This is a genomic window from Aquimarina sp. AU58 (assembly GCF_900312745.1).
In the GTDB taxonomy this organism is placed as follows: domain Bacteria; phylum Bacteroidota; class Bacteroidia; order Flavobacteriales; family Flavobacteriaceae; genus Aquimarina; species Aquimarina spinulae.
Genome location: NZ_OMPD01000014.1, coordinates 801,294 through 820,145, shown reverse-complemented (window position 1 = coordinate 820,145; position 18,852 = coordinate 801,294). Strand labels below are relative to the sequence as shown.

At 31.8% G+C, this 18,852-nt stretch carries 16 protein-coding genes; 7 read left to right on the top strand and 9 right to left on the bottom strand.

Features of this window, described 5'->3' with window-relative positions; all coding sequences use genetic code 11:
* The first annotated feature begins 31 nt into the window (after positions 1-31).
* Positions 32-2,440 carry an RND family transporter gene (locus DK441_RS14915; RefSeq protein ID WP_109851428.1) on the top strand — a complete coding sequence of 803 codons (2,409 nt, stop codon included), beginning with the start codon at positions 32-34 and terminating at the stop codon, positions 2,438-2,440.
* 623 nt (positions 2,441-3,063) lie between these two features.
* A complete protein-coding gene (asnS, locus tag DK441_RS14910) occupies positions 3,064-4,506 on the top strand; it encodes an asparagine--tRNA ligase (protein WP_109851427.1) in 1,443 nt (480 codons plus the stop codon).
* A gap of 91 nt (positions 4,507-4,597) precedes the next feature.
* Here asnS and DK441_RS14905 read toward each other — a convergent pair whose 3' ends face one another.
* The 9 genes from DK441_RS14905 to DK441_RS14865 all read right to left on the bottom strand — a co-directional run bounded on the left by DK441_RS14905 (position 4,598) and on the right by DK441_RS14865 (position 15,579).
* Positions 4,598-5,356: a LytTR family DNA-binding domain-containing protein gene (locus DK441_RS14905; RefSeq protein ID WP_109851426.1), complete on the bottom strand. Its 759-nt coding sequence runs from the start codon at positions 5,354-5,356 to the stop codon at positions 4,598-4,600.
* Positions 5,337-6,371: a histidine kinase gene (locus DK441_RS14900; RefSeq protein WP_160112110.1), complete on the bottom strand. Its 1,035-nt coding sequence runs from the start codon at positions 6,369-6,371 to the stop codon at positions 5,337-5,339. The genes DK441_RS14905 and DK441_RS14900 overlap by 20 nt, the downstream gene beginning before the upstream one ends.
* A 57-nt stretch (positions 6,372-6,428) precedes the next feature.
* Complete coding sequence (locus tag DK441_RS14895) at positions 6,429-7,430, bottom strand: sensor histidine kinase (RefSeq protein WP_160112109.1); 1,002 nt, start codon at positions 7,428-7,430, stop codon at positions 6,429-6,431.
* A 108-nt stretch (positions 7,431-7,538) separates the two neighbouring features.
* Positions 7,539-8,990 carry a hypothetical protein gene (locus DK441_RS14890; protein WP_109851423.1) on the bottom strand — a complete coding sequence of 484 codons (1,452 nt, stop codon included), beginning with the start codon at positions 8,988-8,990 and terminating at the stop codon, positions 7,539-7,541.
* Positions 8,991-9,344: 354 nt separating this feature from the next.
* Positions 9,345-10,091 carry a matrixin family metalloprotease gene (locus DK441_RS14885; protein ID WP_109851422.1) on the bottom strand — a complete coding sequence of 249 codons (747 nt, stop codon included), beginning with the start codon at positions 10,089-10,091 and terminating at the stop codon, positions 9,345-9,347.
* 585 nt (positions 10,092-10,676) lie between these two features.
* The gene (locus DK441_RS14880) at positions 10,677-11,258 is read right to left on the bottom strand and encodes a hypothetical protein (protein ID WP_109851421.1); all 582 of its coding nucleotides are present in this window, start codon (positions 11,256-11,258) and stop codon (positions 10,677-10,679) included.
* Positions 11,258-11,722, bottom strand: coding sequence for an ankyrin repeat domain-containing protein (locus DK441_RS14875; protein WP_109851420.1), 465 nt, complete (start codon positions 11,720-11,722; stop codon positions 11,258-11,260). Before DK441_RS14875 ends, DK441_RS14880 begins: the two co-directional genes overlap by 1 nt.
* 188 nt (positions 11,723-11,910) lie before the next feature.
* The gene (gene katG, locus DK441_RS14870; RefSeq protein WP_109851419.1) at positions 11,911-14,154 is read right to left on the bottom strand and encodes a catalase/peroxidase HPI; all 2,244 of its coding nucleotides are present in this window, start codon (positions 14,152-14,154) and stop codon (positions 11,911-11,913) included.
* A gap of 666 nt (positions 14,155-14,820) precedes the next feature.
* Positions 14,821-15,579 carry a helix-turn-helix domain-containing protein gene (locus DK441_RS14865; RefSeq protein WP_025666905.1) on the bottom strand — a complete coding sequence of 253 codons (759 nt, stop codon included), beginning with the start codon at positions 15,577-15,579 and terminating at the stop codon, positions 14,821-14,823.
* Between the two features lie 322 nt (positions 15,580-15,901).
* On the opposite strand from DK441_RS14865, the gene DK441_RS14860 reads away from it, so the two are divergent.
* The 5 genes from DK441_RS14860 to DK441_RS14840 all read left to right on the top strand — a co-directional run bounded on the left by DK441_RS14860 (position 15,902) and on the right by DK441_RS14840 (position 18,652).
* Positions 15,902-16,297 (top strand): hypothetical protein, encoded by a 396-nt coding sequence (locus tag DK441_RS14860; RefSeq protein ID WP_025666906.1) that lies wholly within the window; start codon positions 15,902-15,904, stop codon positions 16,295-16,297.
* A gap of 117 nt (positions 16,298-16,414) precedes the next feature.
* Positions 16,415-17,008 (top strand): hypothetical protein, encoded by a 594-nt coding sequence (locus tag DK441_RS14855; protein WP_109851418.1) that lies wholly within the window; start codon positions 16,415-16,417, stop codon positions 17,006-17,008.
* A 115-nt stretch (positions 17,009-17,123) separates the two neighbouring features.
* Entirely contained in the window at positions 17,124-17,606 is a 483-nt protein-coding gene (locus DK441_RS14850; RefSeq protein ID WP_109851417.1) for a MarR family winged helix-turn-helix transcriptional regulator, read from the top strand.
* Positions 17,606-18,142, top strand: a complete 537-nt coding sequence (locus tag DK441_RS14845; protein ID WP_109851416.1) for a GNAT family N-acetyltransferase — start codon at positions 17,606-17,608, stop codon at positions 18,140-18,142. The genes DK441_RS14850 and DK441_RS14845 overlap by 1 nt, the downstream gene beginning before the upstream one ends.
* A gap of 48 nt (positions 18,143-18,190) precedes the next feature.
* Positions 18,191-18,652 carry a GNAT family N-acetyltransferase gene (locus tag DK441_RS14840; protein ID WP_109851415.1) on the top strand — a complete coding sequence of 154 codons (462 nt, stop codon included), beginning with the start codon at positions 18,191-18,193 and terminating at the stop codon, positions 18,650-18,652.
* The last annotated feature ends 200 nt before the right edge of the window (positions 18,653-18,852 follow it).

Genomic DNA, 18,852 nt, shown 5'->3' with positions numbered 1-18,852 from the left:
AATCCTTACATTTGCAGCAGGAAAATAAAGGATGGCAAAATTATTCAGTTTCGGGTTTTGGAATGCACTGGCTGGAATTATACTTCGCAATAGGGCGGTAATATTTCTGGCAATAATAGGAATTACGATTTTTTTAGGTTTTCAGTGGAAAAACATGAAGTTTTCTCACTCAGAGGCGAATCTACTCCCCGATGATCATGAGGTAAATATATTATATCAAAAATTCCTTCAAAAATTTGGTGAAGAAGGCAATCTAATCGTAATGGCTGTTAAAGACAGTACACTTTTTACTCCTAAAAAGCTAAAAGCATGGAATGATTTTAATAATTCGTTTAAAAAATATGAAGAGATCGACTTGGTTGTTTCTATAGCCGATCTTAAAACTTTAAAAAAAGAAGATAATCCTGCACGATTTGAGTTAGTTCCTTTTATTAAGGATTCTAGTTATACTGAAAAACAAGTATCCAAATACGAAAACGAGTTATTTAATAAGTTACCATTTTATGAAGGACTTGTATACAGCACGAAATCAAAAACCATCCAAAGCGCACTGTATCTCAAAAAGGATATCGTAAACACCAAAAAGCGAAAAAAGTTTATTGAAGAAGTTTTACTTCCTTCTGTTTTAGCTTTTGAAAATGAATACAAGATGGATGTAAAAGTATCTGGTATGCCATATATCAGAACTTTGAATTCTCAAAACATAATGGATGAAATAGAAATTTTCATTCTTGCAGCACTACTCGTTACTTCATTAATTTTCTTTTTCTTTTTTAGATCCTTAAGAGCCACTTTTATATCCATGACTGCTGTAATTATTGGAGTAATGTGGGCTTTTGGAATTTTAGGGCTTTTAGAATATGAAATAACTGTACTTACAGCTATTATCCCTCCGTTAGTAATTGTAATTGGTATTCCTAATTGTATTTTCTTAATAAATAAATACCAACAAGAAATAAAAAAACACGGTAATAAAGCAAAATCTCTTCAACGGGTAATCACCAAAGTGGGTAATGCTACATTAATGACTAATGTAACTACTGCTTCAGGATTTGCAACCTTTGCCCTAACCGAAAGTAAATTACTTAAAGAATTTGGTATTGTTGCCTCTTTAAATATAATCGCTCTATTTATACTTTGTCTTCTAGTCATCACTATAATTTATAGTTATATGCCCCAACCCAAAGAAAGACACTTAAAACACCTGGGTAAAGGGTGGATTGAGAAGCTAATGGATTGGATGGAAAAGATGGTGAAAACCAGACGAGTAACAATCTACTTTTCTTCTGTCATTATTCTAATCGTTAGCATTATTGGTATTTATACTATAAAAGTCTCTGGAAGCCTATTGGAAGACATGCCCAAATCTGCCGGGTTTTATAAGGATATAGAGTTTTTTGAAGAAGAATTTGATGGTGTTATGCCATTAGAAATATTAGTAGACACCAAGAGAAAACAAGGAGTATTAAAATTACCTACATTAAAACGTATGGAAAAACTACAGGAGCTTCTCGAAGAAACTCCTGAATTGTCAAAGCCTATTTCTATTGTTAATCTGGTTAAATACTCTAAGCAAGCTTTTTATAATGGAAATCCTAAATATTATCAAATACCTACCAGTCAGGAGCGAAACTTTATTTTACCGTATGCCAAAAGTTTTGAATCTAAAGTAGGAGTAATGAATAGTTATGTGGATTCTACCGGACAATACGCAAGAATCACTACTTTCATGAAAGATGTAGGTACAGAAGAAATGGAGCGTATAGAAGCTACCCTAAAACCACAATTAGAGAAAATTTTCCCAAAAGACAGATATGACGTTTCTTTTACTGGTAAAGCCCTTATTTTTCAGAAAGGAACTAAATATCTGGTATGGAATTTATCTTTTTCTCTAGGTCTTGCGGTGATCTTGATTGCTCTTTTTATGGCCTGGATGTTTCGATCCTGGAAAATGATTGTCATATCACTTATACCAAATTTATTACCATTGCTCATGACTGCAGGCCTTATGGGGTATCTTGGTGTACCAATAAAACCTTCTACAATATTAGTTTTTAGTATTGCATTTGGTATTTCTGTAGATGATACTATACATTTCCTTGCAAAATACAGGCAAGAATTAAAATCAAATCATTGGAGGATTAGAAAATCTGTTCTTGCTTCATTACGAGAAACAGGAGTGAGTATGTTTTATACCTCAACTGTTTTATTTTTTGGTTTTTCGGTATTCATGATATCTAGTTTTGGGGGAACCAAGGCACTTGGAGGCTTGGTATCAACAACTTTATTATTTGCTATGCTGGCAAATCTTTTACTCCTTCCTTCCTTATTACTTTCGTTAGAACGAAGTATTGCAAATAAGAAAACTCTTAAAGAACCTACCTTGAAAATCATTCCTAATGATGAAGAACTTGAAGAAACTCAAGGCGAGGAAGAATAAAGAAAATAAGACATAAAAAACACATAATATTATCAAAAAAAAAGCCCCGCTAGAAACTAGCGGGACTTCTGTAAGATAGATTACCCCAAAACCTATCGAACTAAACTTAACGTAAACACAATCGTCATAATTGCATATGCAAGATACTGCCCCTTTTTATATTTTGAAATACCTAATAGGGGGGAAAAATCCCCTTTTTACCGAAATAGCTTAAACTTTAACACTATTTAAACAAGTAAAATCCAACAAAACAGTATTCAAATTACTGATTCGCAGTATTTTAAACATCAATGAAAACTTATTTTTTTTGCAATAATTTATCAAAAAAACTCTCAAATACGTCTATTTTTCAATCAAAAACACATCTAATTACGGTTTTTACGTAGAATCATAATTCGAAAAAACGTCAGATTTTGGTATTTTGATTGTATAAACTCACCAGTATCCAAAAGAGCATCAAAATATATTTTAATTACTATATCTTTTTTGAATTCATAAGATTATGCTTCAATCGGATTAAAAAATTATCTTTGCTACCTCAAAATTCAAACATCCTTGGTTTTATACTCACTAAATTGTATTGAAAGCTATAAAACCAAAAACAAATAATATTAAAAAAACAGATGAAACATACTAAAGTAATAGAGGTACTACAAAGTGATAAATTATTACAGCCTGTACTTGTTAAAGGTTGGGTTCGTTCTTTTAGAAATGATCGTTTTATAGCGGTTAATGATGGATCAACTATTAATAATATTCAGTGTGTTTTAGAAGATAATACAATCGATGCTGCTATACAAAGCAGAATAAATGTTGGTGCAGCAGTTGCGATAGAAGGTACTCTTATCGAAAGTCAAGGAAAAGGGCAACGTGTAGAGATCCAGATATCTAATGTAGAAATCGAAGGGGATGCTGATCCCGAAGACTTAAAACTTACTATTTTATCTCCAAAACGGCATTCGCTAGAAAAATTACGTGAGCAAGCTCACTTAAGGGTTCGCACCAATACCTTTGGGGCTATCATGAGAGTGCGCTCAAAATTATCTTTTGCAATACATGAATATTTTCAAAAAAATGATTTTTACTATGTGCATACACCAGTAATTACAAAAAGTGATGCCGAGGGTGCTGGAGAAGCATTTAAAGTAACCAATATGGATCTTAATAACATTCCAAAAAATGAGAATGGTGAGGTTGATTATAAAGAAGATTTTTTTGGTGGTGAAACAAACTTAACTGTTTCTGGTCAATTAGAAGCAGAGACTTATGCTATGGGATTAGGTCAGGTATACACCTTTGGACCTACTTTTAGGGCAGAAAACTCAAATACATCGAGACATCTTGCAGAATTCTGGATGGTAGAACCAGAAGTCGCTTTCTGTGATCTGGATGGCAATATGGACTTGGCAGAAGACTTTATTAAATACGTAATCCAGTTTATTTTAGATAACTGCCAGGATGATCTTGAGTTTTTAGAAAATCGCCTGGTACAGGAGGATAAACAAAAACCTCAGGCAGAACGTGCCGAAATGTTATTACGAGATAAATTAAAGTTTATATTAGAGAACAATTTTAAACGAGTAAGCTATACCGAAGCCATTGATATTCTTAAAAATTCTAAACCCAATAAGAAGAAGAAATTCAAATTTCCTATTGATGGATGGGGTGCTGACTTACAAAGTGAACATGAAAGGTTTCTTGTCGAAAAACATTTTAAATGCCCAGTGATTCTATTTGATTACCCTGCAGATATTAAATCGTTCTATATGCGACTTAATGAAGATGGAAAAACGGTAAGAGCAATGGATATTTTATTTCCTGGTATTGGAGAAATAGTAGGTGGTTCTCAACGTGAAGAGCGTTTGGATGTGCTTAAAGAAAAGATGGCTGCTCTTAATATTCCTGAAGAAGAATTATGGTGGTATTTAGATACTCGTCGTTTTGGTACGTGTACACATAGTGGTTTCGGACTTGGGTTTGAGCGTCTTGTTCTTTTTGTAACAGGGATGGGTAATATTCGTGATGTGATTCCTTATCCAAGAACACCTCTTAATGCAGAGTTTTAATCCCCTTTATCTTAAAGATTCAAAATATTAGATTACTTCCTCAATAATGGCTTAAATTCATTTTTGAGGAAGTTTTATATTCTTCTGTGTTTTAATTTCCCTCAAACCATTGTTTAAAATCTGCAACTTTCTCACGGCTAACAATAACTTCTTTATCTATATTTTGGTTTAAAGTAAGTTTTAAACGCCTGTTAGAATAAACCAATACATCCTGTATCGTATTGATATTGACAATAAAAGTTCGATTTACTCTAAAAAAACTTTTGGGCTCCAATAATTCTTCGAGAGTTTCTAGTTTATATTCTATCATGTATTTTTTTCGGTTTTCTGCAACAAGGTAAGCATCTCGTCCTTCTGCAAAGAAAAAGGAAATATCCTCGCTCTTAACTGAATGAATATGATTTCCCAGGCGAACCAAAAACCTATTTTTATATGTACTACTAGTCATATTCTTAACCGCATGACTAACATTAATCTCTCCCAAAAACTGAGATCGTAATGTCTCTAGTTTTTTTAATGCTTTTGAAAGATCTGTAAACAATATTGGCTTTAGAAGATAGTCTATACTATTTACCTTAAAAGCATCAATCGCAAACTCATCAAAGGCTGTAGTAAAGATTACGGGTTTACTCACTTTGACTTTATTAAAAATCTCAAAACTAAGTCCATCTATAAGTTGAACATCCATAAAAAAGAGATCTACTTCTTCCTGATGTGAGTCTATCCAAAGTGCCGCTTCTTCTATTGAAACCAGTTTACTTATTACCTTAATATCAGAATCATATTTTAACAAGTAACGTTCTAATTTTTCTGCTGCTAAAGGTTCGTCTTCAATTATTGCTACTTTCATCGATAGTAAGTTTTGGTATATAAATTATAGTATACATATCATCTTTGGTAACAGTAATTGGTATATCTGTATAGAATCGATACATATCCAGAATATCTTTGATACTATTGCAATCCATAGTATAACTAATCTTTTCCTGATGCGGATATTTTAACAACACATATTTCGAATCCTGAGTCATTGTCACAATAAGTTCTGTTTCTCTTGAAACTATTGTACTTCTTATAATCTGTTCTGCACAGGATAAAAGACTACCAGGAACAACTAACGTATGTATGGATTCTTCTTTAATAAATTTCGTTTTTCTGTATGGCAAATACTCAAATAAAAGTAGTAATTGATCCAAAGCATCGAGTTCTTCGTTAATAGGCACTAACTCTTTTATTGTTTTGGAAAGGATATATCGGTATACAGCCGAGAAATGATCTACCAAAAATTCTGCTTTATCAGTATCCTTTTTCATGACCAATATTAGCGACTCTAAGGTTTCAAACATTAATGTAGGATTTATTCCTTTTTTAAATTGAATAAAATCCTGTTCTACCCCCTCTTTCAGAGATAATTCTTTTGTCATTATTTCTGTATTTATTTTATGCAAAAACTGATGACTTAGGTATAACGAAAGGTATATTATTGTAATCACCGAAAAGATACTATTGAAAACAATAAGCTCAGAACTATTAGGTGTAAACCCTAGCACTAAATCAAAATACAGAAACATCGATCCAGAAACTAAAAGTATAGAAGTAATTACCGAAATAATGATTTGCAGTATAATCTTACCTACCAACGAATTTGGAAATTTTAGCTTTTCAAAAAAGAATAAAGAAATTCTAGAATATTCCTGAATAAGATAGGCTAAACCGATACATACATATAATTCTTGCCCAAGAAATTCTTCTTGTAACTGGGTCACATTATTATTAACCAGTAAAATAAGCAGATACACCAGAGCACCACTACAAAGAGGGCTAATGATTCTAAATATTGGATTATGTATGAATAACTTATTCACTTGTTTGTACTTTAGTATTTATTTGAATTCACATTAACGTTTTTAGGTAAACTTACTTTATAAAATAATAGGAAGTTTTACAGTAAACTGTTCCTCATCTATTACCTCGATAGTTTTATTAAAAATGAGATCATACCTTAATCTAATATTGCCTAATCCTATTTTAAAAGAATCTACTCCTTTAGGTTTTATGGTCTTGTTATTTGATACGTTAATATTATGATCATTGCTGGTGATAACTATTTTTAATACTTCAGAAGAAGTCATTTGATTATGTTTTACAGCATTTTCTATCAACATTTGAAGTGCTAGTGGTGGGATTTTACTTTTTAGCACCCAATCTGGCAATGTAATTTCTAAATGAATACGATCATTAAATCGTGTACGCAATAAGAAGTGGTAAGAATTCACAAATTGTAATTCTTCTTCGACAGTTAACCATTTGTTTTCGTATTTGTTTAAAATATACTGGTAGGATTTGGCTAGTTCTCGAATAAATAATTCTGCTTTTTTTACATCACTATACAACAAAGAAGATATTGTGTTTACACTATTAAATAAAAAGTGAGGGCTTAATTGTGATTTTAATGCTGTTAATTGTAATTCGGTTTGTTTTCGTTCTAATTGTAATGCTACTATTTGACCTTTTGCATATTGATAATAAGAGTGTATTGCAAAATAAATAATAGTATACACCAGAGAAGCAAAAAATATCAGGATAATCAATTTTAGTAATATTTCACTATAATCTTCAATAAAAGAAACTTGTGCTTCTTTTATAAAAGCATATCCATATAAAACAAGACTTATGAATAGAAAAGAAATGATCGTATTGGATAATACTCCTGTTAAAAGGCGAAGTCCCGTATATTTTTTCCAGGAAATAAACTTATTAAATATTTCATTGAAGATCGTATTGGTATAGATAATAATAACTCCCAGAAATCCTGATAGCCATAGTAGTTTTGTATTATCTTCTTCTTGGGTAAATCCCAAAAAACTATACGTGAGCAATCCTAGAACGAACCCTACTAAAATGATAGCAAAATACTTTTTCACGATTGATGATGGTTGGTATATATAATGATCTATACTAGACTTCATCCTACCAAAATAGTCAATAATACAGAGATATAAAAGACTAATGGCAGGATGAAATATGTATTGTTACTTTAGTGCACGAAGGGCTCTTCCGAAATACGTTTCTGATGAAATATTTTTACAAGCGTTACGATACGCTTCTTTTACATTATCTCCAGATTTATTAACCGACGGAGCAAAAGCTATTAAAATTTCTGACAAATAATGATCCGAACTTATTTGAGACGTTGCATTATTAAGAATTTCTAGAAGTTGCCTGTTACTTAGGTTTTTCCTCGATAACTTTATTAGAGCTACAGAAGCATAATGATCAGAACTAACACTGGATAATGCCTGGATAAAGACATCCATATTCTCTCCATCCAAACCTTGTTTATTAATGGCCTTAGTCAGAACTTGTACCAAATAGTGATCAGATCCAACTGATTTTCCTGCCAGTGAAAGTAATTCACTTAATTCACTACTATTTAATTTCTTATCCAATAGTCTAGAAAGCACTGTAGTGATATAATGATCAGATTGAATATCTTCTAATGTGGCCAAAAAAGAATTGTAATTTCCTCTAGAAATCCCAGGAAGCTCTAACGCTTTATTTAGTACTTGTGCTTTGTAATGGTCAGATCCAATTTGCTTAGAGTTTTCGATTAAAAGATTAAGATTAGTTTCATTTAGTTCTCGTTTCTTCATTACATTGATAAGCACCTGAGACATATAATGATCAGAATCAATTTCTGCTGTTATCTTAAATAATTTACCTATCTGGTCATCAGAAAGGTTACCATCTTCGATAGCCGTATTTAATACCACTGTAGCATAGTGATCAGACCCAATACTTTTTGTTGCTTCTATATATGCAGATATTAAAGCGTTTGAAGCAAAAAAGTTTTGTTGTTTGTATCTTAATAATTCGGCGAGGTAATGATCAGATTTTATTTCTTCTCCCGCTAATCTTAATAATGATTCCATCTCTTTAGGAGATAGTTTTTTTTCTAATATTAATTTTAAATATGTAGATTTTACATGATCGCTTTCAAACGTTCTTATTTCGTTAAATACCATATTGGCACCACCCTGATTATAGAATCGATCTACTCTACCTTTTGCTCCTAAAGTTGTTGTTTTTACAATTTCTGGCAAAATCTCACCAAGCCATTTTCTACCTTCAGAATTAAAATCTTTTTTAGAAGAACCAACAAAATACTTTTTATTAAGCTTTCCATTACCCTCGGATTCGATTACAATCCGGCGTTTACTACCAAAAGCAGATTTTTTTATTTCGAGGTAACCACCATCAGAAATACCTATAACATCTCTATCATCATTCGATAGTGTGATCTCTCCTTCATAATTTATCGAGAAATTATCAAACATGCCATTCTGAACCTTAATAGTGGTTTTGCCTTTATTATAATTTACGGCATAGGACTGGGCATTAATATTTGATATAAAGAGTAGAGAAAGAATTAACAGTATTACCTTAAACAGGTTTGCGACAATAATCCTTGATATTAGATTCATAACTGTTCGTTTTTTGATTAATTGATTGATTGATTTTATTAATGCAAAGGTGGAACACTATGTTCTATATAAAAAACTAAATGAATTGAACTGTACTGCTAATGTACTGAATTGTACATTAGCTCTTTTTTATCTTTAAAAATTTTGTTTTTCCTTAATCAATTTCATCACTAGCGCTATACCATTATTAAAAAACAGTTATTATTTTTAAGGATGAAAATCCTTTTTATATCTGGCTAAGAAGAAGTTGCTAGTAAAAATTACAGGTTTATTTATGTATGGTCAGTATCTGAATTTATTGTTATCGACAATATATTTTATCATTCATTATAATCAAACTATCAATTGCTTAGTTTAACTATTCAGGTTAATTTCATCAATTCGTTTCTTTATTTTCTTTTCTTGAGTTTCATTAAAATTATGTCTAGAATCTTTATTTACAGTATTCATAATATTTTCTGCTTCGTGACTATGAAATAAACCTAACGCATGACCTATTTCATGTGGAGCAGTCGAAGTAAATAGGTTTTCATCTGTTATCAATACTCTTTGATCTCTCCCAATCCCTGCGATGCCTAGAATATTACATCTTTTAACTATATATATGTTTACTTTACTTTTATCATAAGATTCTCGAGATTGCATCAAAAATGTACTAGGTTCTGAACCTTCATTATCTCTAAGATCATAAAGCTCTTCATTAACTAAGCTTTTAGATTCGCCTAATTCTAATCCAATTCCAAATCTGTGAAAATATTCTCCATTCAAATAATTTATAAACTCCGCTTCGTTAAGAGTATATGATGATTTATCTAAAGTTTCTGAAGATTCTACATAAATAATATTAACTTTTACAATCTTCTCTGGTGCCGAAAACTCTGGCTCAATGCCTACAGCGTCTAGGTCATCACCAGTACTACATGATAATAAAAGAGGGATAGATATTATAAAAAGTAATCGCTGATATATTGTTTTAAAAGTACCTTTAGTATCATTTTCATTAACTAAAGTCTTAGAAAAGAGATTATTAAAAAGATTCTTAATCTGAAGTATACTATTAAATATAGTACTGTTTGGTGTAGGTTTAGTAATTTTCGTCATTATTTTTAAGATTTGGGATACTTCTGGGGTAATAGAAGTATTGGTATTTTAAAAGAGAGATCTTTTCTTTGATCTTTAATCTTTTTAAACCGTGTTAAACATTCTTCTGGGGCAATAGAAGATTATTTTACATTTTGACGAATTTACTTTTACTCTTGAACTGATATAACTTTTCGTAATCAATTCATTATAAAGGTAGTACAGATTCTCAATATTCGAATACGGGAAAAACGTAATATATTTACGTAATCACCAAAACACTATGTATTTCGGCGATAAATAGGTGTTTTCATTGAAATTTTAACATTTTTCCATCTAAAAATGAAAGTTTAATACTACAAATGTTAACGTTAATCAGGTAATTTTAAGGGGGTTTTTCCCCTGTTCATGGTCTAATAATTAAAACATTATCTCAATAAAATAGCATTTTCTTACAGCTAAATCTCAAAACATGAGATACTGCTATCGATTTAGCTATAGAAACAAGAAAATAAGAGGCGTATGATTGTTATCAATTGTGCGCATATTTATAGTATTGATACTTTTAAAATATGCTACCAAAATAACTTCAATTCTAAAACAGAACTAATTAGAATGCTTCTTTAATAAAATTTCAGAAATTAAATTTTCAATAATACTTTTATCCAGATCGGATTTATGAGATTTATTTTTTGCTTTTTTTATCTTTTCGTAATGCGGTATTTTACCTGTCTTTGAAAGTACCTTAAGTACTTCTTCAAAAAAACTGTTTAAAATAGGAATCACAAATCTACTTGATTTGTTTTTTGCTTTAAGATGAATAAACTTTTTGGCATATGCCAAGAAGATTTGAGGGTATTGAGAAAATGTAATTAATGCCTGACAAAAACTTTGATATACTTCTTCTCTATTTTGATTATTTTTAAATTTAAGTCTTTTATGATCTATCTGAGTAAGTGTATATAATAAGATACTTTCTCTAATAAATGTACTATAGTCATTATTAGAAAAATAATAGACCTCCATTCCTATATTAGTGTTTATTACTAATACTTCATTTCCGATACTTTCTTTTAAGAAAGACTCAAAAACAGCTACCATGGCAGAGGACATTAACAATTGTCTTTTAAAATCAATAGATCTAATATTTACCGATTTTATACTTTCTATATCGTTGTTTCTCTTCACTACGCAAGCTTAAATAATCCAGCAACCTCCAAACCTTGGTTTTTTGCATGCATTTCTGCAGTACATCCACGGTTATCTCTAGCAGAAATATCTGCTCCGTTTTCTACTAATAATTTAATGATTTCTTTTTGACCAAAAGTTGCTGCATAAATTAATGCAGTAGCCTCATTAACATTTTTTTGATTTACATCTGCTCCAGATGTTATAAGTAATTTTGCAATATTGTAATGTCCTTTAAAACAAACCCCCATTAGTGCTGTATTTCCAGCACCATCTTTTATATCAATATCAGGGGAGTATTTTAGAATTTCTTTAGTTATATCTTCGAAACCATAATAAGATGCCAGCAGCAATGGAGTAGAACCTCTGGAGTCTTTTGAGTTCACAACCTCAGGGTTACTACTTAAAAGTGCTTTTACTTCTCCTAATTCTTCTGATCGAATGAAATTAAAAATATCTTTCATAATGTATTACATATCTATTAATCATGATTAAAATATAGCATCGAAACCTCTCTTTACAGTATCAAAAAAATTTCAAAAACAGTAGTGACTAGTACGATTCTATATTTTTTGTCACCTAACTAGTGAATCAAACAGGTGGCTTTACAACAAGCCACCTGTTGTTTTAATCTTTTTACAGTTTAATATGTTTAATCGAATCGATCAAGGTTCATGACTTTACACCATGTTGCAACAAATTGATCTACAAATTTCTTTTCAGAATCTTTGCTAGCATAAACCTCGGCAAGAGCACGTAGTTCAGAGTTAGAACCAAATATAAGGTCTGCTCGGGTACCTGTCCATTTTATTTCTCCTGTAGTACGGTCACATCCTTCAAATACTTCTTGAGCATCAGAAATTGCTTTCCAGGTAGTGCTTAAATCAAGTAAGTTGACAAAGAAATCATTTGTAAGCACTTCGGGACGTTGAGTAAAAACTCCATGTTGAGATTGATCAAAATTCGTATTCAACACTCGAAGACCACCAACAAGTATTGTCATCTCGGGTACAGTTAATGTTAATAGCTGAGCTCTATCTATCAACATTTCTTCTGCAGAGATAGAAGACTTTGTTTTCTTATAGTTACGAAATCCATCGGCAACCGGCTCCAGAACAGAGAACGATTCTACATCGGTTTGTTCCTGTGAAGCATCTGCTCTCCCTGGTGAAAAAGGTACTGCAATCTTATGTCCTGCATTCTTTGCTGCCTCCTCTACTCCTGCAGCCCCACCCAGAACTATCAAATCTGCTAATGAAACTTTCTTATCTCCAGAAGCTGAACCATTAAATTCTTGTTGAATACTTTCTAAAGTCTCTAATACATTGGCCAACTGAGTCGGATTATTCACTTCCCAATTCTTTTGTGGTGTAAGGCGAATACGTGCACCATTTGCACCACCACGCTTATCAGAACCACGGAATGTGGATGCTGAAGCCCAGGCAGTAGATACTAATTGAGAAACAGATAGTCCCGAAGAAAGTATTTTGTTTTTTAAACTGGCAATATCCTGATCATCTATTAATGTATCTGTAACTTTTGGGATCGGATCTTGCCAAATTAATTCTTCTTTAGGTACTTCTGGGCCAAGATATCTTGCAATAGGTCCCATATCGCGATGTGTTAATTTATACCATGCACGAGCAAAAGCATCTGCAAATTCATCGGGGTTTTCATAAAAACGTCTTGAAATTTTCTCATAAGCGGGATCCATTCGTAAAGCAAGGTCTGTGGTAAGCATAATTGGTGCATGACGTTTAGAAGGGTCATGTGCATCGGGTACACTATCACCACCAGCTCCGTGTTTTGGTATCCATTGGTGTGCTCCTGCTGGACTCTTGGTCAATTCCCATTCATAACCAAATAAATTCCAGAAGAAATTATTACTCCATTTTGTAGGAGTACTGGTCCATGCTCCTTCTAACCCACTAGTAATAGTATCTCCTGCATTACCGCTTCCAAAGTTATTTTTCCAACCCAAGTTTTGTTCTTCTATACCCGCAGCGGCCGGTTCTCTCTCTACATATTTATCTGGATCGGCAGCACCATGTGTTTTACCAAACGTATGCCCACCAGCAATAAGGGCAACTGTTTCTTCATCGTTCATCGCCATACGACCAAAAGTTTCTCGAATGTCACGAGCTGCAGCAATTGGATCAGGATTTCCATTTGGCCCTTCGGGGTTTACATAGATCAATCCCATCTGAACTGCTCCCAGAGGATTCTCTAACTCTCGGTCACCAGTGTAACGTTTATCACCTAACCATTCGGTCTCGGCACCCCAATAAATATCTTGTTCTGGTTCCCAAACATCTTCACGTCCTCCTCCAAAACCAAAAGTTTTGAAACCCATAGATTCTAAAGCACAATTCCCAGCAAGAATCATAAGATCTGCCCATGAAATTTTCTTACCATATTTCTGTTTAATCGGCCATAATAACAAACGGGCCTTATCCAGATTGGCATTATCTGGCCAACTGTTTAATGGTGCAAAACGTTGAGTTCCTGAACCGGCACCTCCCCGACCATCAGCAATTCGATAAGTCCCAGCACTGTGCCATGCCATACGAATAAAAAGAGGACCATAATGACCATAATCGGCTGGCCACCAATCCTGAGAATCGGTCATAAGTTTAAAAAGATCTTTCTTTATTGTTTTAAGATCAAGAGTTTTAAACTCTTTACTGTAATTAAATTCTTCACCCAAAGGGTTTGATAATAAAGAATGTTGACGAAGAATATTTAAGTTTAATTGATTTGGCCACCAATCGCGATTAGAAGTTCCTGTGCCCGCACCTTGCTTAAGTGTACCATTCATAAAAGGACACTCACCCATACCATTACCATGATGATTTGAACCATGAGACTCTGTACTCTTGAGGTTTTTATTTTCCATTTGCTGTAGATTTTATTAGATGATTATTTGTTCTTATGATTTCTCAAATTTATGATAAAAAAATGTTATTGATTTTAAACATTCAATATATAAAATCTATTAAACTATTATCTCCTCTTATAAAACTACTAAATGATGTGCTGTATTTATTCAAGAAATACCATACTTCTCCATAAAATACATTTTAAATTCTTATCACATCTGGCATGTCGTAGCTAGCCAATCTTCAATTTTATGTTGGAAAAAGACTTCACCAGACTCTCTCAACCTTTAATATATTATTAGGTACTGCTTAAATAGTATCATCAATAGCGATAACAGTATTGGATTAACTTAGATATAAAGAACATTGTTTTTGCCAATATAATGCAGAGCATAAATTAACAGACAACACTAACATTGTTAGCTATTTGTTCTAGGATAGATATTAAGATAAGAGATTGTTTATCACTCATCATAACATGGGATAGATCAAGATACCAAATTTAAACATCAAATACAATACATAACTTAATTGATACTCAATGAATTAATAGATCATGTTTGGCAAATTTCAAAGTAAATTAAAATATTCTTCTTATGAATTAAAACATACAGTGGATGTTCATTTAAAAAAATAAAAGAATATTTAGAAGGTTTTCAGATTCAAACAAATTATACGACTAACTATTTAAGCTTCTCTTTCATTCGTAATAGTTCCTGCTCTATCAACAACAATTTATCTTCAACCAGGTCACCAAATTCTGGTATACGTCTAAAAAATGCATACCGCACTCTCCACAGTTCTTTAATGTCTGATATAGGAAATGATGAATCTTCAATGTTTTTATGATCGGCCCTTAGTACTGCATTTCCTTTTAAAACATACAATCTTCTAAAGATTAGTTTATTCTCGACAACTACAAAAACCAGTGTACCATTATTTAATTTTTTAATCACCGTTGGGGGAACCTTTTCTCCTATTACAACATCCTTTGGATAAAAACCTTTATCATGTGATGTCATCTCGAGATTACTTACGGTATATCCTCTAAACTCTTTAGTTGGGTTTACTGGTAATTGCATGGTTGGTAATTCTTTAATAAACCCCTCTGTGTTATATAAAGTAATATAATCATTAGCTGTACTTTCTGTTATACAAGGGACGATTGCAAATTTCTCTCGTTTCACATCTTCTGCATAAGTGGTAAGATCCCCTTTAAACTTTAGAAGTTGATTTACAGTAAGTTCATTCGTTAATAAATCATCTATTGCGATGCTAAAATGATTAGCAATTTTAATAATTGTTTCTATTTTTGGTTCACTTCTACCCTCTTCATATGCGCCTAATGTACCACGTTTTAGGTCAAAAAGCTCAGCAAAGGCTTGTTGACTTAAACCTTTTACTCCACGTATTTTTTTTATGTTTTTTCCGAAAAAAGACATTTTTGCTAATTTTATTTGCAATTATAAAAAATAATTGTACATTTACACTAACAATATTAGCTAATATTCTATTAAAAAGCTAATTTTAGTAGAAATACTTCACAATTTTATTCTTTTCCTAAGAAACACTGAGGATTATACTAAAAATTTTAGCACAACATCTAATTATTAACTTAAATCATTCATACCCATGATCACTCTTATTTTTTATCTCGTTAATTTAGCCAAAGATATTGCAGAAAATTTGTGCTACTTTTTGTAATATTGATACACTAAAGAAAATCAGTCAGACATAATTATTCATTTATCAAAAAACCATCTAATGCAAGATCATTATCAGGTAGTAAAAAAATATTTACTACAACTTAAATATGATATTACCCATGAAAACAATAGGGAAGGTATTATTATGATCAGCAAAGAAGCCGAAGGAATTAAAAATATGATTCTTGGGGTTGCACCGCCCATTTTAATAATGGAACAGCATATCTGCACTATCAAAAATAAAAATGAAGTCGTATACCGTAGTCTATTACAAAAAAATAGAGATATTATACACGGCGCTTTTGTACTAGACGAAACTGGTGATAAAGTAATTTTTAGGGATACGTTACAGATAGCTAATCTGGATCTTAATGAACTCGAAGGATCATTAAATTCTATCGGACTGTTATTAGGCGAATATTCTGAACAAATTATCAATTTCTCTAAGTATTAAATCTCGTACTACACATTTGTAGAGTTCCTTAACGATAAAGACATATTACACCCTGGAGTTAATGAAGTATTGTGAATTTCTTATATTGCTCCAGGTATATTATAAGTCTTATTGAAAATGAAAAAAAAGTTTGATTCGCAAATGCTTCTGGCAATTGCCGTATTAATCATAAGTGGTGCTGCTCTTATCGTTTCTATGCGACAAGCCTCAATCATGAATAAACAAACCGATATTTTATTAGAGCAAACCAAATCAAATGCCTGGCCCAGGTTATCCGTTGGTTTTGATCAAAGTTGGTCTGATAAAACACTACAATATTTAAAAATTCCTATACACAATAAAGGCACAGGACCTGCTATAATCGAGGGAGTTAGAATTACATACAATGGGAAGGTCGTAAAAGACTGGTGGGATCTTTTTAGCAAAGCCAAAGTTCCTGACTCCATAAGTACTGGGATTTCTAATAGAGGAATTTACAACTCTGTAATCTCTGCTAACGAAAGTTTCTATTGGATGCAGCTTGTACATGATCTAAGATTAAGACACTGGATGTATGAAAGAAAAGAAAAAATAACAATTGAAATCTGTTATAAATCTGTCTTTAATGATTACTGGATATTACATAAAGAAGGATTAAATGGTACCACCTCAATACAAAAATTAGATACCTCCAAATGTCCTTTACCGCCTGAAGAAATGTTTAAAAGTTGAAGAAATTATAGATCAAAATATGATTTTTCGGGGTCTATAAATGTCGTACCACTTCCTATTATTTAAATAATTCAAAATATTTTATATATTTGCATAAGTACTTATATAAATACTTATGGAGGATAAATTACAAGAATATGCAGAACTGGGTTTAGGGTCCAGGTTAAAACGTCTAAGTGAATTTGTGATGAAAGAAATTCAAATTGTATATACTTCTTGTAATATTGATTTTGACCCTTATCTATTTCCAATTTTTAAAATCATCATAGATCAAGGTCATACTACAACAACTGATATACAGGAAAAACTACTTTATACACAACCTGCAATCACCCAAGCATTAAAAAAACTAATGGAAAAAGGGTTGGTTGAATATAAAATCGATACAACTGATAAAAGAAAAAAGCTATTTCAATTAACAAAAAAGGGTAATGAAACACATCAAATTATGATTCCGTTATGGAAAGTAATTGATCAGCAAGTAACAGCACTAACAACCTTCTCATCAACAAATCTTGCAGATCATGTTACTCATTTCGAAAGCAAACTAAGAGAAAAACCATTACATCAACAAATACTAGAAAAGTACACCTCATAATGCATATAGTAAGAGCAGTACAGATATCAGATATTCAAAATATTTATCAGCTTTACAAAAAAATTGGCAAACAATCTGGTGGGATCATACGAGTATCAAGCGAAATCACTCTAGATTACATACAAGATTTTGTACATAAAAGCATGTCTGATGGTTTGATATTGGCAATTCCTCATCCAGAATATGAACATCAAATCATCGCAGAGATTCATGCATATCGTATACATATTTCTGCATTCAGACATATATTAACAGATCTTACCATTGTCGTTAACCCTGATTTTCAAGGGCAAGGTCTCGGAAAATTACTTTTCACTAGCTTTTTAACAAAGATCAAAACATCATATCCTCATATCCTTCGTGTTGAATTATTTGTGCGGGAGAATAATACAAATACTATTCAATTTTATGAAAAACTAGGGTTTATAAATGAAGGAAAACATTATCAAAAAATCAAAAATCTCGATCATAGTATAGAAACTCCTATTCATATGGCTTGGTTTAATCCAGAATATAATAATGACCTTACCCATTAAAATTTAAACCGTAAGGCAAATCATAAATTTTAAAGTATTAATATCGTAATGAACACTTCTATCATTCCTTTTGACCCAAAATATGCAAAAGACTTCGCAGCCCTTAATATAGAATGGCTAGAAAAATATTTTGTAGTAGAACCACATGACGCAGCGTTATTAGAACAATGTGAGGATACCATTATCAATCAAAGCGGGTTTATTTTTTTTGCAAAAACAGACAATACCATAGCTGGTACTTTTTCACTAATTAAAGTCGAAGATGGCATTTATGAATTAGGCAAAATGGCTGTTTCTCCAAAATTTCAAGGTCAAAAAATAGGACAGCAATTACTAGAATTTTGTATTGAATTTTCTGCAAATCAAGGTTGGAAAAAACTATTGCTATACTCCAATAGAATTTTAGAAAATGCGATCTATATTTATGGCAAATATGGTTTTAAAGAAATTCCTATGGAAGATCACCCTCCCTATCAACGTAGTAATATCAAAATGGAACTTATATTGTAAAATAAAACTTGTTATTTTCTTCTCTTCTCCAGGCAGAGTATTTTATTTTTCTACACATTACAAGGAATAATTTTATAATCAGATAATAGTTGTATTTTTGAAAGTCTATTTTAGATATTTCCCTATATATCAATATAGTATCTAAAATAAACTTTCAATATCATGAGTATTCTTAAAACCAAACACGAAGACTCTTACAT